The sequence below is a fragment of the Paraburkholderia sp. SIMBA_027 genome, from assembly GCF_046535315.1.
Taxonomy (GTDB): Bacteria; Pseudomonadota; Gammaproteobacteria; order Burkholderiales; family Burkholderiaceae; genus Paraburkholderia; species Paraburkholderia tropica.
Map to the genome: position 1 here is coordinate 223832 of NZ_JAWRWY010000008.1, position 16516 is coordinate 240347.

14 protein-coding genes are annotated in these 16516 nt (G+C 65.4%); 13 read left to right on the forward strand and 1 reads right to left on the reverse strand.

The genetic code is table 11. The features are described from left to right. Nucleotides 1–25: 25 nt before the first annotated feature. From SB764_RS17325 to SB764_RS17335, 3 genes are all read left to right on the forward strand, one after another. Nucleotides 26–1387, forward strand: coding sequence for an MFS transporter (locus tag SB764_RS17325; protein ID WP_065061149.1), 1362 nt, complete (start codon nt 26–28; stop codon nt 1385–1387). A 149-nt stretch (nt 1388–1536) separates the two neighbouring features. Further along, nucleotides 1537–3066, forward strand: coding sequence for a class I adenylate-forming enzyme family protein (locus tag SB764_RS17330; RefSeq protein WP_080180559.1), 1530 nt, complete (start codon nt 1537–1539; stop codon nt 3064–3066). Between the two features lie 55 nt (nt 3067–3121). Next, nucleotides 3122–4279: an acyl-CoA dehydrogenase family protein gene (locus SB764_RS17335; protein ID WP_410864163.1), complete on the forward strand. Its 1158-nt coding sequence runs from the start codon at nt 3122–3124 to the stop codon at nt 4277–4279. 87 nt (nt 4280–4366) lie between these two features. Here SB764_RS17335 and SB764_RS17340 read toward each other — a convergent pair whose 3' ends face one another. Further along, nucleotides 4367–5269: a LysR substrate-binding domain-containing protein gene (locus tag SB764_RS17340; protein WP_065061151.1), complete on the reverse strand. Its 903-nt coding sequence runs from the start codon at nt 5267–5269 to the stop codon at nt 4367–4369. A 336-nt stretch (nt 5270–5605) separates the two neighbouring features. Between SB764_RS17340 and SB764_RS17345 the strand changes: the two genes are divergently transcribed. The 10 genes from SB764_RS17345 (at nt 5606) to SB764_RS17390 (ending at nt 16481) form a co-directional block, all read left to right on the forward strand. Beyond that, nucleotides 5606–6511 carry an SDR family NAD(P)-dependent oxidoreductase gene (locus SB764_RS17345; protein ID WP_065061237.1) on the forward strand — a complete coding sequence of 302 codons (906 nt, stop codon included), beginning with the start codon at nt 5606–5608 and terminating at the stop codon, nt 6509–6511. After that, nucleotides 6511–7812 (forward strand): acetyl-CoA hydrolase/transferase family protein, encoded by a 1302-nt coding sequence (locus SB764_RS17350; protein WP_321902917.1) that lies wholly within the window; start codon nt 6511–6513, stop codon nt 7810–7812. The genes SB764_RS17345 and SB764_RS17350 overlap by 1 nt, the downstream gene beginning before the upstream one ends. 58 nt (nt 7813–7870) lie before the next feature. After that, nucleotides 7871–9070, forward strand: coding sequence for an acetyl-CoA C-acetyltransferase (locus SB764_RS17355; protein WP_336753174.1), 1200 nt, complete (start codon nt 7871–7873; stop codon nt 9068–9070). A gap of 39 nt (nt 9071–9109) precedes the next feature. Next, the gene (locus SB764_RS17360; protein WP_321942707.1) at nt 9110–10297 is read left to right on the forward strand and encodes a phenylacetate--CoA ligase family protein; all 1188 of its coding nucleotides are present in this window, start codon (nt 9110–9112) and stop codon (nt 10295–10297) included. Further along, nucleotides 10294–11463, forward strand: a complete 1170-nt coding sequence (locus SB764_RS17365) for a biotin/lipoate A/B protein ligase family protein (protein WP_410864165.1) — start codon at nt 10294–10296, stop codon at nt 11461–11463. Before SB764_RS17360 ends, SB764_RS17365 begins: the two co-directional genes overlap by 4 nt. Next, complete coding sequence (locus SB764_RS17370; protein WP_410864167.1) at nt 11460–12260, forward strand: enoyl-CoA hydratase/isomerase family protein; 801 nt, start codon at nt 11460–11462, stop codon at nt 12258–12260. The genes SB764_RS17365 and SB764_RS17370 overlap by 4 nt, the downstream gene beginning before the upstream one ends. A gap of 67 nt (nt 12261–12327) precedes the next feature. Continuing rightward, on the forward strand, nt 12328–13197 hold the full coding sequence (locus SB764_RS17375) for a MaoC/PaaZ C-terminal domain-containing protein (RefSeq protein WP_065061157.1): 870 nt from the start codon (nt 12328–12330) through the stop codon (nt 13195–13197). A gap of 64 nt (nt 13198–13261) precedes the next feature. After that, nucleotides 13262–14050, forward strand: coding sequence for a citryl-CoA lyase (locus tag SB764_RS17380; protein ID WP_065061158.1), 789 nt, complete (start codon nt 13262–13264; stop codon nt 14048–14050). A gap of 156 nt (nt 14051–14206) precedes the next feature. Then, complete coding sequence (locus SB764_RS17385; RefSeq protein ID WP_065061159.1) at nt 14207–15052, forward strand: MaoC family dehydratase N-terminal domain-containing protein; 846 nt, start codon at nt 14207–14209, stop codon at nt 15050–15052. A gap of 40 nt (nt 15053–15092) precedes the next feature. Further along, nucleotides 15093–16481, forward strand: coding sequence for an MmgE/PrpD family protein (locus SB764_RS17390; protein ID WP_410864169.1), 1389 nt, complete (start codon nt 15093–15095; stop codon nt 16479–16481). Nucleotides 16482–16516: the final 35 nt, after the last annotated feature.

Here is a 16516-nt window from a genome sequence, read left to right on the forward strand (position 1 = left end):
AAAGATATCGTTTGGAGACACAAGGATGAGCAAGACCGTGGAGGTGACGGGCGTCGTCGACGCGAGCCGGTTCGGCCCGTATCAATTGCTGGTGGTGGCGCTGTGCGCGCTGTGCCTCGTGATGGACGGCTTCGACGTCCAGGCAATGGGCTACGTTGCGCCGGTCGTGATCCGCGAATGGGGCATTGCGAGGGAAACGCTTGCGCCGGTGTTCGGTGCGGGGTTGTTCGGCATGCTCATCGGTTCGCTCACGTTCAGTGCGCTCGCCGACAAGATCGGCCGCCGTCCCGTGCTGATCGGCGCGACGCTGTTTTTCTCGGCGTGCATGATCGCCACCGGTTTTGCGCAGACGATCGAGCAACTGATCGTCTGGCGTTTTCTCGCCGGTCTCGGTCTCGGCTGCATCATGCCGAACGCGATGGCGCTCGCGGGCGAATACAGCCCGCGCCGGATCCGCGTCACGCTGATGATGATCGTGTCCTGCGGTTTCACGCTCGGCGGCGTGGTGGGCGGCCTCATCACCGCTGTGCTGATTCCGGCGTTTGGCTGGCGCGCGGTGTTCTTCGTCGGCGGCGCCATTCCGCTTGCGATGGGCGTGCTGATGTGGCTCGCGTTGCCGGAATCGATCCAGTTCCTGCTGTTTCGCCAGCAGGGCAGCGCACGCGGCGCGGCGCGCGTGCGCCGGCAACTTGCGCGTATCGCGCCCACGCTCGCGTTGCCCGACGACGTCGTGCTCACGAGTGCCGAAACGCGCTCGCGCGGCCTGCCGTTCGTCGAGCTGTTCAAGGAAGGCCGCGCACGCGTGACGGTGCTGCTGTGGATCGTGAACTTCGCGAATCTGCTCGATATGTATTTCCTCTCGAACTGGCTGCCGACCGTGATCCGCGACGCCGGCTATTCGACCCAGACCGCCGTGCTCGCGGGCACCGCGCTGTGGGGTGGCGGCGTGATCGGCACGCTGCTGCTCGGGCGCATCATCGACATGGCGGGGTTTACGCGCGTGCTGGCCAGCACGTTCCTGATCGCCATCGTGTCGACGGCGGCCATCGGCAATCCGGCGGTGATGGTTTCGGTGGTCGCGATGTTCGTGGCGATTTTCCTCACGGGTTTCTCGATCATCGGCGGGCAGCCCGCGCTCAACGCGCTCGCCGCGACCTACTATCCGACGTCGCTGCGCTCGACAGGCATCGGCTGGAGCCTCGGCGTGGGACGCATCGGGTCCGTGGTCGGCCCGGTGCTCGGCGGCGCGCTGCTGCATCTGAACTGGTCGTCGTCGGCGCTGTTCGTGGCGGCGGCCGTGCCGGCATGCATTTCGCTCCTCGGCATCATGGCGATCCATCGCGCGAACGCCGCACAAACGCGCACCGAAATACGGGTTTCTCCGTAGCCACTCCGGGCGAATGCCGACTTCCGGCCTGACGAATGCCGGCTTCTTCGAAAACGAATTGTTGGTCGTGCGCTGCTCCACCAAACTGGTGCCTGTCGCGACGCGGTGCGAGATAACGCCGCGCGCAGAAAACAAGGCATAGAGAGGAGGTGACGGTGGAGAGGCGAGCGGCGCGCAAGATCAGCGACATCGCGCGGCACTGGGCGCAAACAACGCCCGATGCCACGGCGATACGCGAAGAGGGCCGGGAAACCGGCTTCGGCCAGCTCTGGCAGAACGTGGAGGCGGCGCAACGCTTCCTGCGCGAACAGGGCGTGGGCACGGGCGACCGCGTGATGGTGGTCGCCGAAAACTGTTCCGCCGTGATCGCGCTGCTGTTCGCGCTCTCGGAGATCGGTGCGTGGCCGGCCATCGTCAACGCGCGGCTGTCCGAGCGCGAAATCGAAACCATCCGCGCGCACTGCGGGCCGCGTCTCGTGCTGTTCACGCACGCCGCGTCGCCCGACGCGCTGCGTCATGGCGTGCGTCATCGCGCGAAGGAAATTGCGCCCGAAGGCCTCGGCCCGCTCATGATGGCCGACGCCGATCCCGCAGCCACGCGCGAGCCCGAGGCGCTCGCGCATGAAGTCGCGCTGCTGATCTACACCTCGGGCACGACGGGCCAGCCCAAGGGCGTGATGGCCACGCATCGCGGGCTGCTGCATTTCGCGCGCGTGTCCGCGACCTCGCGTGAGATGAGTCCCGCCGACTGCGCCTATGCGGTCATGCCGATGTCGCACATCTTCGGCCTCGCCACGCTGCTGCTCGCCACCTTCGAGGCGGGCGCGAGCCTGCATCTGGCCGCGCGCTTTTCTGCGGAAGAAGTCGTGCGTGCGCTCACGGCCGCCGAAATTTCCATCCTTCAAGGCGTGCCGACGATGTTCACGCGCATCGTCGCCTACGTGCGCGAACACGGCGGCGCCGTGAACGCGCCGCGTCTGCGCTATCTCTACACGGGCGGCGGTCCGCTCGATCCCACGCTGAAACAGCAGGTCGAAACGCTGTTCGGCATGCCGCTGCATCACGGCTACGGCATGACGGAATATGCGGGCTCGCTGTTCATCACACGCATGGACCGGCCGCGCAAGGACGTGTCGTCGGGGCAGATCGTCGAGGGCGCGGAACTGCGCGTGGTGGGCCCCGATGGCCACGAAGTCGCGCGCGGCGAAGCGGGTGAACTGTGGGTGCGCGGACCGGGCGTGATGCGCGGCTACTATCGCGAACCGCGTTTGACCGAAGAAGCGATCGACGCCGACGGCTGGCTCAAGACCGGCGACCTCGGCCGACTCGAAGCCGACGGCGCGCTCTTTATCGTCGGCAGATCGAAGGATCTCATCATCCGCTCGGGCTTCAACGTGTATCCGATCGAAGTCGAATCGGTGATCAACACCTATGACGCGGTGCGTTTGTGCGCGGTCGTGGGCCGCACCGACGCCGAGGGCAACGAAGAGGTCGTGGCCTTCGTCGAGCCGAAAGAGGGCGCGACGCTCGATATCGACGCGCTGCAACGCTATATCGGCGAGCGGCTTTCGCCATACAAGCGGCCCGCGCAGATCGTGCCCATCGACATGATTCCCACCACGGCGAGCGGCAAGCTGCAGAAGCAGCCCTTGCGCGAGCTTGCGGCGCGGCGTCGCTGAACGCGCGCCTGTTCTGTCCAATCCATTCAAGTACGCCCACTCAGGACCGACAATAATGATTCGCGACCAGGAAACGATGAACGTTCTGCTCGATAACGTCGCGCGCTTCGTGCGCGAGCGTCTCGTGCCGAACGAGGAACGCGTGGCGGAAACCGATGAAATTCCCGCCGATATCGTCAACGACATGAAAACGATGGGCCTGTTCGGCCTGACGATTCCGGAAGTCTACGGCGGCCTTGACCTCGCGATGGAAGAGGAAGTGCTGGTGATGTTCGAACTCGGCAAGACCTCGCCCGCGTTCCGCTCGATCATCGGTACGACGGTGGGTATCGGCTCGCAGGGTATCGTGATCGACGGCACCGAGGAGCAGAAGGCCACGTGGCTGCCGAAGCTCGCCACCGGCGAAGTGATCGCGAGTTTCGCGCTCACCGAACCGGGCTCGGGTTCGGATGCGGCGTCGCTCAAGACGCGCGCCGAACGCCGCGGCGATTATTACGTGGTGAACGGCACCAAGCGTTTCATCACGAACGCGCCGCAAGCGGGCATGTTCACGCTGATGGCGCGCACCAATCCCGACGAACCGCGCGCGGGCGGCATTACGGCGTTTATCGTCGATGCAAAAACGCCGGGCATCAGCTTCGGCCGCCGCGATCGCAAGATGGGCCAGAAGGGTGCACATACTTGCGACGTGATTTTCGAAGACGTGAAAGTGCCCGCGCAAAACATCATCGGCGGCAAGGAAGGCGTGGGCTTCAAGACGGCGATGAAAGTGCTCGACAAGGGCCGCATTCATATTGCCGCGATCTGCGTGGCGGTGGCGCAGCGCATGCTCGACGACGCGCTGCGCTATGCGATGGAGCGCGAGCAGTTCGGTCAGGCGATCGGCGAATTCCAGCTCGTGCAGGCCATGCTGGCCGATAGCCAGGCCGAGCTTTACGCCGCGCGCTGCATGGTGCTCGACGCCGCGCGCCGTCGCGACGAAGGCAAGAACGTGAGCACCGAGGCGGCCTGCGCGAAACTCTTCGCTTCGGAGATGTGCGGGCGCGTGGCCGATCGCGCGGTGCAGATTTTTGGCGGCGCGGGTTATATGGCGGAATACGGCATCGAGCGTTTCTATCGCGACGTGCGCCTATTCCGCATTTATGAAGGCACGAGCCAGATTCAGCAGATCGTCATCGCGCGCAATATGATGCGCGACGCGGGTGCGCGTTAATCGTTGAATCGCTTTGAATGAAATTTGAATGAAAAGAAACGGCGGCGCAATTTCAATGCGCCGCCGTTTCTTTTTTAAAAGCGTGAATTATTCGAGCCGGCCGATGCCGTCTGCGACGAGCAGATCGACGAGTTTGCGTGCGAACAGCGGCAGCGCATCGCGATCGTTCACACAGATTTGCAGTTTGCGCACGGCCCATTCGTCGGTGAGGGGCACGATCTTGAGCGCCATGGTTTGCGCATGGCGGCGCGCGCTGCCTTCGGGCAAGACGCCAATGCCGATATTCGCTTCGATCATGCGGCAAGCGGCTTCGAAATTGCCCACTTGAATGCGCCAGCGAATGGTGCGCTGCAAATCCGACGAGGCGCGCTTCAAAAACGCGAAGATCGCGCTTTCGTCGGGCGGACCCACGAAATCGTAATCGAGCGTGCTCGCAAATGCCGTTTCGCTGGCCTGCGCGAGCGGATGCGAAAGCGCGGTCACGAGCACGAGTCGATCGCGCCGATACGGCATCGCCTGCAATCCCTCGGTGCGGATTTCGCCGGCCACGATACCGATATCGATGGTGCCGTCCTGCACCGCGCGCACGATATCCGGGCTCAGACGTTCGTGAATATCCACGTAGACATCGGGATGATTGATCAGGTAAGTGCGCAGCACCGCGGGCAGAAACTCGCTCATTGCCGTGGTGTTGGCGAAAACGCGCACGTGGCCTTTCACGCCCTGCGAATACTCCTGCAGATCGCCGCTCAATTGTTCGAGTTGCTTGAGCACGCGCCGCGCATGCGCGAGCAGCGTTTCGCCGGGCGCGGTGAGCGTCACGCCCTGACTCGTGCGCGACAGCAGCTTGACGCCGACCTGTTCTTCGAGATTCTTGATGCGCGTGCTGGCCGCCGGCAGCGACAGATGCGCGCGTTCTGCGCCGCGCGTGAGGCTGCTGGCTTCCGCGACGTGCGTAAAGAGCTTCAGGTCGACTAGATCGAAATGCATTGCTCCGCCTGGGTGGTGACTGTGCGTGCGCCGTTCGGTCTACGGTATGCCAATGCGTGAAGCATGGGCGCGCATCGACGCACATTGGCGATTATTGCGCCGCATTGCAACATGCGCCATTAGCGAAATCACGGGTTAATCGTGGACGAAACGGGCGTTCGGCATATCCAAATTGTGCGTGCGTGCGCCTTGCGTCAAGCTGGCAAGCAGACGGTGAATCAGACTGTGACACGGTGCGCGGCCAGTGACGCCGGGCCCGCGCCGGCTACGGCAATCAGTCGAATAACGCGCCGCGCAAGGCGGCCTGGAGGAAGACGAAAGATGACGACGCAACGGATGCTGGACGGCAAAGTGGTGGTGGTGACGGGCTCGGGCGGCGGCATCGGCCGCGATATCGCGCTGGCCATGGCGCGTCAAGGCGCGAAAGTCGTGGTCAACGACGTGGGCGCGTCGCTCGCGGGCGAGGGCCATAACGACGGTCCCGCGCAGGCCGTAGTCAACGAGATCGCCGCGTTCGACGGACAGGCGACGGCGAACACCGATAGCGTCGCCGACCCGCAAGGCGCCGCGCACATCGTGCAAAACGCGCTCGACGTGTTTGGCCGCATCGACTGCGTGGTGAACAACGCGGGCATTCTGCGCGACCGCTTCTTCCACAAGATGAGCGAAGAGGAATTCGACGCCGTCGTGAAGGTGCATCTGTACGGCTCGTACTATGTGTCGCGCGCGGCCGCCGATCACTTCAAGGAACAGCGCAGCGGCGCGTTCGTGCATATGACGTCGACGTCGGGCCTGATCGGCAATCTCGCGCAGGCCAATTACAGTGCGGCGAAACTCGGGATTGCGGGGCTGTCGAAATCGATTGCGCTCGATTTGCAGAAGTTCGGCGTGCGCTCGAACTGCATCGCGCCGTTTGCGTGGAGCCGCATGATCAATTCGATCAAGATCGATTCGGCCGAGCAGGAAGCGCGCGTCGAAAAGATCAAGCAGATGACGCCCGCCAAGATCGCGCCGCTCGCCGTGTTTCTCGCGAGCGAAGAGGCCGCCGATGTCACGGGGCAGATCTTCGCGGTGCGCAACAACGAAATCTTCCTGATGAGCCAGCCGCGTCCGGTGCGCTCGGTGCATCGCGGCGAAGGCTGGACGCCGCAGAGCATCGCCGAGCACGCCATGCCCGCGCTGCGCAAATCGTTCCATACGCTCGACGTTTCCGCCGACGTGTTCAGCTGGGATCCGATCTGATGACGCGCGCCGCGCGCGTGATCGACGCGGACCAGCTCGATCTCGCGCAGTATGTGCGCCCCGGCGATACGGTGGCGTGGGGCCAATGCGGCGCGGAGCCGCTGGCGCTCACGACGCGCTTGATGGCGCAGCGTCACGCGATTGCGCGTCGCGCGAAGTCGGGCGGACGTTTTCGCGTCTTCGTGGGCGCGACGTGGTCCGACGCACTCGATCCCGCCTGCGCCGATGTCGTCGATTTTGCGGGCTATGGCGGTGCGGGCGCGAATCGCGCGCTCGAACGCGCGGGCCTGCTCGACATTCTGCCGTGCCACTACTCGCAGTTTCGCGAGACGCTCACGCGCGGTCCGAACCGCGTCGACGTGCTGCTGTTGCAGGTCGCGCCCGCCGACGAAGCGGGGCGTTACAGCCTCTCGGTTGCGCACGAATATCTGGTGCCGCTGATCGACAGCGCGCGCGTGGTGATCGCCGAAGTCAATGCGGCCGCGCCGTGGACGCATGGCGAGCGCGTGCTGGTCTCGCACGACTTCGACGCGCTGATCCACACCGAACGCATGCCGCTCGAAGCGCCGCTCACCCTTGCGGGCGACGTCGAAGCGCGCATCGCCACGCACGTTGCGGGGCTGATCGAAGATGGTTCGACGCTGCAATTGGGGCTCGGCGCGCTGCCCGAAACGATCGCTGCGCGTCTGCATGATCGCCGCGATCTGGGCGTGCATACGGGCGCATTTGGCGACGCGCTCGCCGATCTCACGGAAGCGGGCGTCGTGACGAACGCACGCAAGACGCGCGACGCGGGCGTGAGCATCGCGGGCACGCTGATGGGCACACGCCGCGCGTATCGCTTCGCGCATCGCAATACGCAGGTGCAGTTTCGTTCGACCGCCTATACGCACGACATCGACGTGCTCGGCAGTCTCGACCGTTTCGTCGCGATCAATTCGGCGCTCGAAGTCGACCTGACCGGGCAGGTGAATGCCGAAGTCGCGGCGGGGCGCTACGTGGGCGCGGTCGGTGGCGCGCTCGATTTCATGCGCGGCGCGGCGCGTTCGCGTGGCGGCATGGCGATCGTCGCGCTCGCGTCGAGCACGCGGCACGGCAGCCGGATCGTTGCGCGGCTCAATGGTCCCGTGAGCACGCCGCGTAGCGACGCTGCGATCATCGTGACCGAACATGGCGTGGCCGATCTGCGCGGACTCACGCTCGCGCAGCGTGTCGCGCGCATGCTGGAGATTGCGCCGCCCGAACAGCGCGAGGCGCTGGCCGCCGCGCATCACGCGCAGCGCGAGACCGTCGCGGCCTGATACGCGAATTCATGCAACATGAAAGTCGGCAACCGAATCGAATAAAAAGGAATCCGAAATGAGACGAGCAGCAATCGTAGCGCCGGTCCGTACTCCCGTCGGCACCTTCGGCGGCAGTCTGCGCCCCATGAGTGTGGAGGCGCTGGCCGCCACGGTGCTGCGCGAGACCATCGCGCGTAGCGGCATCGACGCCGCGCGTATCGAAGACGTCGTGTTCGCGCAGTCCTATGCGAACAGCGAGACGCCGTGCATCGGCCGCTGGGCCGCGCTCGAAGCGGGACTGCCGGTGGAAGTGCCCGGCATGCAGCTCGACCGTCGTTGCGGCGGAGGCCTGCAGGCGGTCGTCACGGCCGCGATGATGGTGCAGAGCGGCGCCGCCGATGTGGTCGTGGCGGGCGGCGTCGAGAGCATGAGCAACATCGAGTACTACACCACCGATATGCGCTGGGGCGCGCGCGCCGGTTCAGTGCGCATGCACGACCGGCTCGAACGCGGCCGCGAGCGTTCGCAGCCCGAGGCGCGCTTCGGCTACATCTCGGGAATGATCGAGACGGCGGAAAACCTCGCGAAGGAATACGGCATCACGCGCGAAGAAGCCGACGCGTACGCGGTGCGCAGCCATCAACGCGCGGCGGCCGCGTGGGAATCGGGGCGCTTCGCCGATGAAGTCGTCACGGTTTCGGTGCCGCAACGCAGGGGCGATGCCGTGCAGTTCGCGCGCGACGAAGGCATCCGCGCCGACGCGAGCGAGGCGACGCTTTCGAAGCTCAAGCCGCTCATCAAGGGCGGCACCGTCACGGCGGGCAACGCGAGTCAGCAGAACGACGCGGCCGCCGCGTGCCTGATCGTCGCCGAAGATCAACTCGACAAACTCGGGCTCACGCCGCTCGGTTATCTGACCGGCTGGGCCGCGTCGGGTTGCGAGCCCGCGACGATGGGCATCGGCCCGGTGCCTGCCGTGAAAAAACTGCTGCAAAAGACGGGGCTCACGTTCGATCAGCTCGATCTCGTCGAATTGAACGAAGCGTTTGCGTGCCAGGTGCTCGCGGTGCTCAAGGGCTGGGGCTGGCACGACGAATCGCGTCTGAACGTGAACGGTTCGGGTATTTCGCTCGGTCATCCGATCGGCGCGACCGGCGTGCGCATGCTCACCACGCTGCTCTACGAATTGCAGCGCCGTAAAGGCCGTTACGGACTCGAAACGATGTGCGTGGGCGGCGGGCAGGGCATCGCAGCGATCTTCGAACGCGCGGTCTGACGCAGACGGGCGCAGCCCGATCAACAGGAGGAGACAACCATGCTGCATCGGCTCAATGCGCAGCTTGAGCGCCTGCACACGCATCCGTTCTATGCGGGGCGTTTGCCGCGCGAAGTGACGAGCACGGCGGAATTCGCGCAACGCGTGCCGCTGATGTCGCGCGCGCAACTCGTCGCCGAAATGGCGAAGCCTGGCTACGGCGCGTTCGCGCCCGCGCCCGCGCCCTCCGCGCCGCCCGTGCGCGTGCATCTCACGCCGATGGGCGCGTCGCTCGTGCCCATTCTGCACAGCGCCGCCGATCTGCGCACCATCGAAGCGGCCTGCGGGCAGCATCTCGACGCGTGCGGCATCGGTCCCGGCGACGTCTGCATGGTCACGTTCGGCTATCACCTGTTTGTCGCGGGCCTGTTCTATCAAAGCCAGATGGAGGCGCGCGGCGTGGCGTGCATTCCGCACGGCCCCGGCGAAACGGAACGCGCCGCGCAGGTCGCGCGTCAATGCGGCGTGACGGTGCTTGCGGGCAATCCTTCGCATGCGCTGAAGCTGATCGAAGCGGGCTGCCCGATTCCGCGCGTGTTCTTCGCGGGCGGCGAGGCGTTCAGCGGCAACGCTGAGCTGTATGCGCGCGTGCGGGCCGCCATGCCGCATACGCTGCTGATCGACAGTTATTCGTTATCCGAGTGTTTGCCGGTCGCGCGGACCTTCCCCGGCGGCGATTCGCCCGGCGTGCACGTATTCGACGAACTGCTTTACGCCGAAGTGATCGATCCCGATAGCGGCGAAGTGCTGCCCGACGGCGAGCGCGGCGAACTCGTGCTCACGCATCTGAAGAAGGAATTGCAGCCGCTCGTGCGCTATCGCACCGGCGATCTGACCGTGCTCGAACGCACGCCGCCCGTGCACGGACGCACGGTGGCGCTGCCGCGCGTGGTGTTCGGTCGAGTCGATTCGATGGTGAAGGTCAAGGGCGTGAAGGTCTATCCGTCCGAACTGAAAACGGTGCTGCTCGGCGTGCCGGGCGCAACGGGCGCGTATCGGCTCGTGCTCAGTCGCAAGGCGCACGGCGGCGATCATCTCACGCTGCTCGTGGAAGGCGCACCCACCGATCTGCACACCGTCGCCGAGCGCTTCAAGCGCCAGACGCTCATTCATGCCGACGCGATCGAGACCGTCGAGAAGCTCGACGGCGCCGCGCTGGTCGAAGACAACAGGAGAGAGACAGCATGAACGCAAAGACAGCAGCGTCGCCGTGGCGCTACGTGGTGGGCGGCCATAGTTACGCCGACTTTTCGACGTCGGTCTCGCCCGCCGTCGAGCGTGCGGTCGCCGAGCGTCGCGCGCCGCCCACGGTACTTCTGAACGTGTTCAACAGCGACAGCATCACGGTCGGCGTGAACGAGGATCCGAACCAGGTGCTCGACCTGCCGTTCTGCCGCGAGAACAACGTGCTGGTGCGTCGTCGCGTGAGCAGCGGCGGAGCGATTTATGCGGGCAGCGGCTCGGCGTTTCTCGCGCTGTATCTGCCGGTCGATTTGCCCGGCGTGCCGTCGACGGCCGCGCAGGCGTTTCCCACGGTGCTCGGTCACGTGGCCGAGGCGTTGCGCGAAGTGTTCGGCCTCGCGGCCGCTTATCGTCCGCTCAACGATGTCGAAATCGACGGCCGCAAGCTCGTCGCCACGTCGCTGAAAATCGAAAGCGGCGTGCTCACGTTCCGCATTCTGCTCAACGTGAAGGCCATCGATACGGCTATCGCGGCGCGTGCGATGCCGATGGCGCCGGAGAAAGTGAAGGACAAGAAGCACAAGGATCTTGGCTCGCGCTACACGTATCTGGAGCAGGAGTTGGGCCGTGCGGTGAGCGAAGCCGAATTGCGTGCGTGGGTCGAGGCGTGCGTGCGGCGCATCTTCGGCGATATCGCGCTCGAAGCGGGCGAACTGAATGCCGATGAACGCGCGTTCGCGCAGCAATACGAAAGCGAACTGATCGACGACGGCTGGTTCCATCAAAAGAGCGAAGCCACGCGCTACGGCCCGCACGCGCGCGAAGGCGACCGCGTGGTGCGCGGCCGCGAGAAAGCGCCGGCAGGACTGATCTGGTTGAGCCTGCTCGTGCGCGGCGGCGTGGTGCAGCGTGCGATCGTGAACGGCGACTGGCATCCGCGGCCGCTGCGATCGGTGGACTGGCTCGAAGACGGATTCGCGGGTCTCGCCGCCACGCGTGACGCCTGCGGCCAGCATATCGAAGCCTTTCTCGCGCGCGAGGATGTGGAGTTCGCGGGCGTCGAACCCGTGCATCTGCTTGCCGCGCTCGACAAGGCGCTGGCCGAACTGGCGGGATCGGCCGCTTCGTCCGACGACCGCGTGCACGAAGATTCGGCGGGAGCGACCGCATGAGCGCGCCTGAAGACAACAACACGCTGCTGATCACGCAACACGATGGCGTGGTCACGCTTTCTTTTAATCGCCCCGAAGCGAAGAACGCGCTGAACACGGAAATGCGCACGGCCTTGCACGACGCCATCGTGTTCATTCGCGCGGACCGTTCGATACGCGCCGTGGTGCTGCGCGGCGAGGGCGGCGACTTCTGTTCGGGCGGCGACGTGCGCGGCATGAACGTGACGAGCGCGCAAGCGGGCCGCGAGCGCATCGACGACCTGCATGGCTGGATCAGCATGCTGATCGATCTCGATCGTCCGGTGATCGCCGCCGTCGACGGTGTCTGCTACGGCGCGGGCTTCAGTCTCGCGCTGGCCGCCGACTTCGTGATCGCCAGCGAGCGCGCGCGTTTTTGCATGCCGTTCATGAAAGTGGGCCTCGTGCCCGATTGCGGCGCGTTCTACACGCTGCCGCGCGTGGTCGGTCTCGCGCGCGCCAAAGACCTCGTATTTACCGCGCGCGAGATGCGCGCGCCGGAGGCGAAGGAAGCGGGCGCGGTGCTCGAGATCGTCGAGGCGGCGCAGTTGCACGCGCGCGCCGCACAGATCGCGGCTTGTCTCGCCAACGCCTCGCCGGTCGCGTTTGGACTGGCGAAGCGCGCACTCAATCAATCGCTCGGCAGCGACTTGCGCGCGATGCTCGACATCGAAGCCGCCGCGCAGGGCATTGCGTTCACCACGGAGTTTCATCGCGAGGCCGTGCGTCGTTTTCGCGAGAAAGAAGCGCCGCTGTTTCAGTGGCCCGTAAGTCAATAAGCCGGTCTGAAAACGTGAGCGAACGCTCGCTTTCCAAAATCTCGCCATTCACTTTCATCGCACCGTTATGACGATCGACTATCACACGCTGCGCAACTGGCCGTTTCAGGACGTCGAACAGACTTACACCGCGCGCGACGCGATGTTCTACAGCCTCGCGGTGGGCTACGGCGCGAATCCCGTCGATGTCGACGATCTTGCTTTCGTCTACGAAAAAGAATTGCGCGTGCCGCCGACGTTCGCCGTCGTGCTCGGCTTTCCGGGCTTCTGGGCGCGCGACCCCAAAAGCGGCATCGACTGGGTGCGCCTGCTGCACGGCGAACAGGGCATCGAGATTCACAAGCCGCTGCCGCGCGAAGCCACGGTGATTGGCCGCTCGCGTATCACGCGCGTGGTCGATAAAGGCGAAGGCAAAGGCGCGCTGCTCGAAATCGAACGCAGCCTCACGGACAAGGCCACGGGCGAGCGCTACGCGACGCTGCGTCAGCTCACGTTCTGCCGTGGCGATGGCGGGTTTAGCGCCAACGGCGGTCCGAGCGACGAGGCACCGTCGGCGCCGCCCGCGGTGCCCGATCGCGAGGCCGATTATGTCTGCGAATTGCCGACGCGTCCCGAAACCGCGCTGCTCTATCGTTTGTGCGGCGACGACAACGCCTTGCACGCCGACCCGCAAATCGCGCACGCAGCGGGTTTCGAGCGGCCAATCCTGCACGGACTCGCCACGTGGGCCGTGGCGGCGCACGCGCTGCTCAAGACGCTGTGTGCGAGCGATCCCGCGCGTCTCGTGCGCTTTCACGCGCGCTTCACCGCGCCGGTTTATCCGGGTGAAACGATCCGCACCGAAATCTGGCGCGACGGCAATGCCGTGAGCTTTCGCGCGCGCGTGGTCGAGCGCAATATCATCGTGTTGAACAACGGCACCGCGTCGCTGCGCTGAGGTTCGGCACTACGCGTCGTTCGGCGCACATTCACTGTCAATCGAATTCGAAGGAAACGCAGTCATGGCCCGTCAACCCAAACCGCTGGTGCGTTCCGATATTGCATACAGCACGCCCGATCGTATCGTCGTGCGCGGCAAGAGCCTGCCCGACGACGTGCTCGGCCATATGAATCTCGGCGATTTCGCCTTTCTGCAACTCACCGGTCAGGCCGCCACGCCGCAGCAATCGGCGATGTTCAACGCCATCGTCATCACGCTGGTCGAGCATGGCATGACGCCGAGCGCGATCGCCGCGCGCATGACCTATGCGGGCGCGCCCGAGTCGTTGCAGGCCGCCGTCGCGGCCGGCTTGTGCGGGCTCGGGTCGGTGTTCGTTGGCAGCATGGAGGGCGCGTGCCGCATGTTGTCCGAAATCTTGCCCTATGGGACGCAATGCGACGACCTCGAAAAACTCGCCGTCGATACCGTGGCCGCCTGGCGCGCGCGCGGCACGCCGATTCCGGGCCTCGGTCATCCGCTGCACAAGCCGATCGATCCGCGCACGCCGCGACTGTTCGAACTCGCCGCGCAGAACGGTTTGTCGGGCGACTATGTGAAGCTCATGCAATTGATCGGCAAGGAAGCGGAGCGCGTGTCGGGCAAGGCGCTGCCGATCAACGCGACGGGCGCGATCGGCGCGATCTGCTGCGAGTTCGGTTTTCCGTGGCGCATCGTGCGCGGCTTCGGCGTGATGGCACGCGCGATCGGCCTCGTCGGTCATCTGCTCGAAGAGGGCGAGCGTCCGATGTCGTTCGAGTTGTGGCAGCGCGTGGAAGACGAAGCGTCGGCGCATTTGCGCGGCGAAGTTTGAAGGGCGCGCGTACGATGTTTGAACGAGGAAGTGACGAAAGCCGGCTGCAAGCATTAAGCCACGCAAAAGGGCCGATTCGGCAAAGCCAACTTCGCGAAACGCGGCGCGCGCGGCATAGTAGCCGCATCGTCGGCCGTAGCCGCAGGGAGGAGCACCGTGTCCGATTCATCCACGCCATCGCTTGACGCGTGGCTCGACAAAAGCGAAACGCTCGCTGACGACATCACGTCGTTTCCGCTACGCGCGCTCGCCGCCACGCTCGATCGCGACGCGCCCGGCGAGCATGTGCCGCCGTTGTGGCACTGGCTGTATTTCCTGCCGGTCGCGCCGCTCGCGCAAGTCGGCGCGGACGGCCATCCGCAGCGCGGCGGTTTTCTGCCGCCGGTGGCGTTGCCGCGCCGCATGTGGGCGGGCGGCCGCCTCACGTTTCATGCGCCGCTGCGTGCGGGGCAACGCGCGCAACGCACCTCGACGATTGCGAACATCGAAGACAAGACCGGCCGCAGCGGCCGTCTCGTGTTCGTGACGGTGCAGCATCGCTATGAAGCGGCGGACGAACTCTGCATCGAGGAAGAGCACGACATCGTCTATCGCGACGCGCCGCAAGCTGGCGCGAGCGCGCCGAAACCCGTGAGCGCGCCGGTCGGCGAAACATGGTCGCGCACGCTCACGGCCGACGCCGTGATGCTGTTTCGCTATTCGGCGCTGACGTTCAACGGTCATCGCATCCACTACGATTTTCCGTATGTGACGCAGGAAGAGGGCTATCCGGGACTGATCGTGCACGGTCCGCTGATCGCCACGCTGCTGCTCGATCTCGTGCATCGCGAACGGCCCGACGCAACGGTCGCGACTTTCGCGTTTCGTGCGGTGCGTCCGACCTTCGCGGGCAACGCGTTCACGCTTTGCGGGCTGCCCGCTGCGGACGGCCGCTCCGTCGAACTGTGGGCGAAAGACCACGACGGCTATCTGACGATGCAGGCTACGGCGACGTTCGCCTGAGTGCTCCATTCATCCACGCATTTTCCACGCAGACAGACTCATGACCGATCATCCCAGCCGCACGCTCGCGGCGTTCGCGGCGACGCTCGACTATCGCGCGATTCCGGCGCACGTTGTCGAACGCACCGTCAATCTTTATGTGGACTGGCTCGGCTCCGCGCTCGGCGGCAAGGGCGCGCGTCCGGTCGAAACGATCGCGCGTTTTGCGCGCGCGGCGCGCGACGCGCAAAGCGCGAGCGATGCGTGCGATGTCGTGATCGATCGCACGCGCACCACGCCGTATTTTGCGGCGATGGTCAACGGCGCGGCTTCGCATTTCGTCGAGCAGGACGACGTGCATAACGGCTCCGTACTGCATCCGGCTACCGTGGTGTTTCCGGTGACGCTCGCTCTGGCGCAATCGCTTGGTGCGTCGGGGGCGGAATTTATCACGGCGTCGGTGGCCGGTTATGAAGTCGGCATTCGCGTCGGCGAATTCATGGGGCGCTCGCACTACAAGATCTTCCACACGACGGGCACGGTCGGGACGATTGCGGCGGCCGCGGCGGCGGGACGCCTGCTCAAGCTCACGCCCGGGCAGATGCTCGACGCGTTCGGCTCGGCGGGCACGCAGGCAAGCGGGCTGTGGGAATTCCTGCGCGACGCCGCCGATTCGAAGCAACTGCACACGGCGATGGCCGCGGCCAATGGTTTGATGGCGGCGCAACTCGCGGCGGAGGGCTTTCGCGGCGCGCAGCGCATTCTCGAAGGCGCGCAAGGGATGGCGGCGGGCATGTCGAGCGACGCCGATCCTGCGAAGCTCGTCGATCGTCTCGGCGAGCGCTGGGCGACCGTCGAGACCTCGTTCAAGTACCACGCGGCGTGCCGCCACACGCATCCGGCCGCCGACGCCTTGCTCGCGGTGATGGCCGAGCATCGCCTCACGCCCGCCGATATCGCCGCCGTGACCGCGCACGTGCATCAGGGCGCCATCGACGTGCTCGGCAACGTGGTGGTGCCGAGCACGGTGCACCAGGCGAAGTTCAACATGGGCACGGTGCTGGGTCTCTGCGCGTATCGCGGCTATGCGGGCGTGAACGAGTTCGAGCACGGCTACGCCGAAGCCGATATCGCCGCGTTCCGCGAACGCGTGACGATGGCGCTCGACGAGGAAGTGGATCGCGCGTATCCGGCGCGCTGGATCGGCAAGGTGACGGTCACGACGCACGACGGCCGCACGCTGCACGGACGCGTCGACGAACCGAAGGGCGATCCCGGCAATACGCTCTCGCGCGACGAGATTGCTTCGAAGTTCGTGCGTCTCGCGGCGTTCTCGCACGCGGCGAGCGAAGCACAGGCGCGTGCGTTGCTCGACGATGCCTGGGCGATTGCGGAGTGTGCTCGCGTGGGCGCGTTATTTGAGCACGGCGAGACGAAAGCCGCCGCATAAGCACCCTCCGCCGAATCGACGAGAACGCAAAAAAA

Coding starts and splice junctions, on each gene's coding strand:
- SB764_RS17380 (WP_065061158.1), top strand. CDS start 13,262: ATGGCCCGTCAACCCAAACCGCTGGTGCGTTCCGATATTGCATACAGC.
- SB764_RS17375 (WP_065061157.1), top strand. CDS start 12,328: ATGACGATCGACTATCACACGCTGCGCAACTGGCCGTTTCAGGACGTC.
- SB764_RS17390 (WP_410864169.1), top strand. CDS start 15,093: ATGACCGATCATCCCAGCCGCACGCTCGCGGCGTTCGCGGCGACGCTC.
- SB764_RS17345 (WP_065061237.1), top strand. CDS start 5,606: ATGCTGGACGGCAAAGTGGTGGTGGTGACGGGCTCGGGCGGCGGCATC.
- SB764_RS17350 (WP_321902917.1), top strand. CDS start 6,511: ATGACGCGCGCCGCGCGCGTGATCGACGCGGACCAGCTCGATCTCGCG.
- SB764_RS17355 (WP_336753174.1), top strand. CDS start 7,871: ATGAGACGAGCAGCAATCGTAGCGCCGGTCCGTACTCCCGTCGGCACC.
- SB764_RS17325 (WP_065061149.1), top strand. CDS start 26: ATGAGCAAGACCGTGGAGGTGACGGGCGTCGTCGACGCGAGCCGGTTC.
- SB764_RS17360 (WP_321942707.1), top strand. CDS start 9,110: ATGCTGCATCGGCTCAATGCGCAGCTTGAGCGCCTGCACACGCATCCG.
- SB764_RS17335 (WP_410864163.1), top strand. CDS start 3,122: ATGATTCGCGACCAGGAAACGATGAACGTTCTGCTCGATAACGTCGCG.
- SB764_RS17340 (WP_065061151.1), bottom strand. CDS start 5,269: ATGCATTTCGATCTAGTCGACCTGAAGCTCTTTACGCACGTCGCGGAA.
- SB764_RS17370 (WP_410864167.1), top strand. CDS start 11,460: ATGAGCGCGCCTGAAGACAACAACACGCTGCTGATCACGCAACACGAT.
- SB764_RS17365 (WP_410864165.1), top strand. CDS start 10,294: ATGAACGCAAAGACAGCAGCGTCGCCGTGGCGCTACGTGGTGGGCGGC.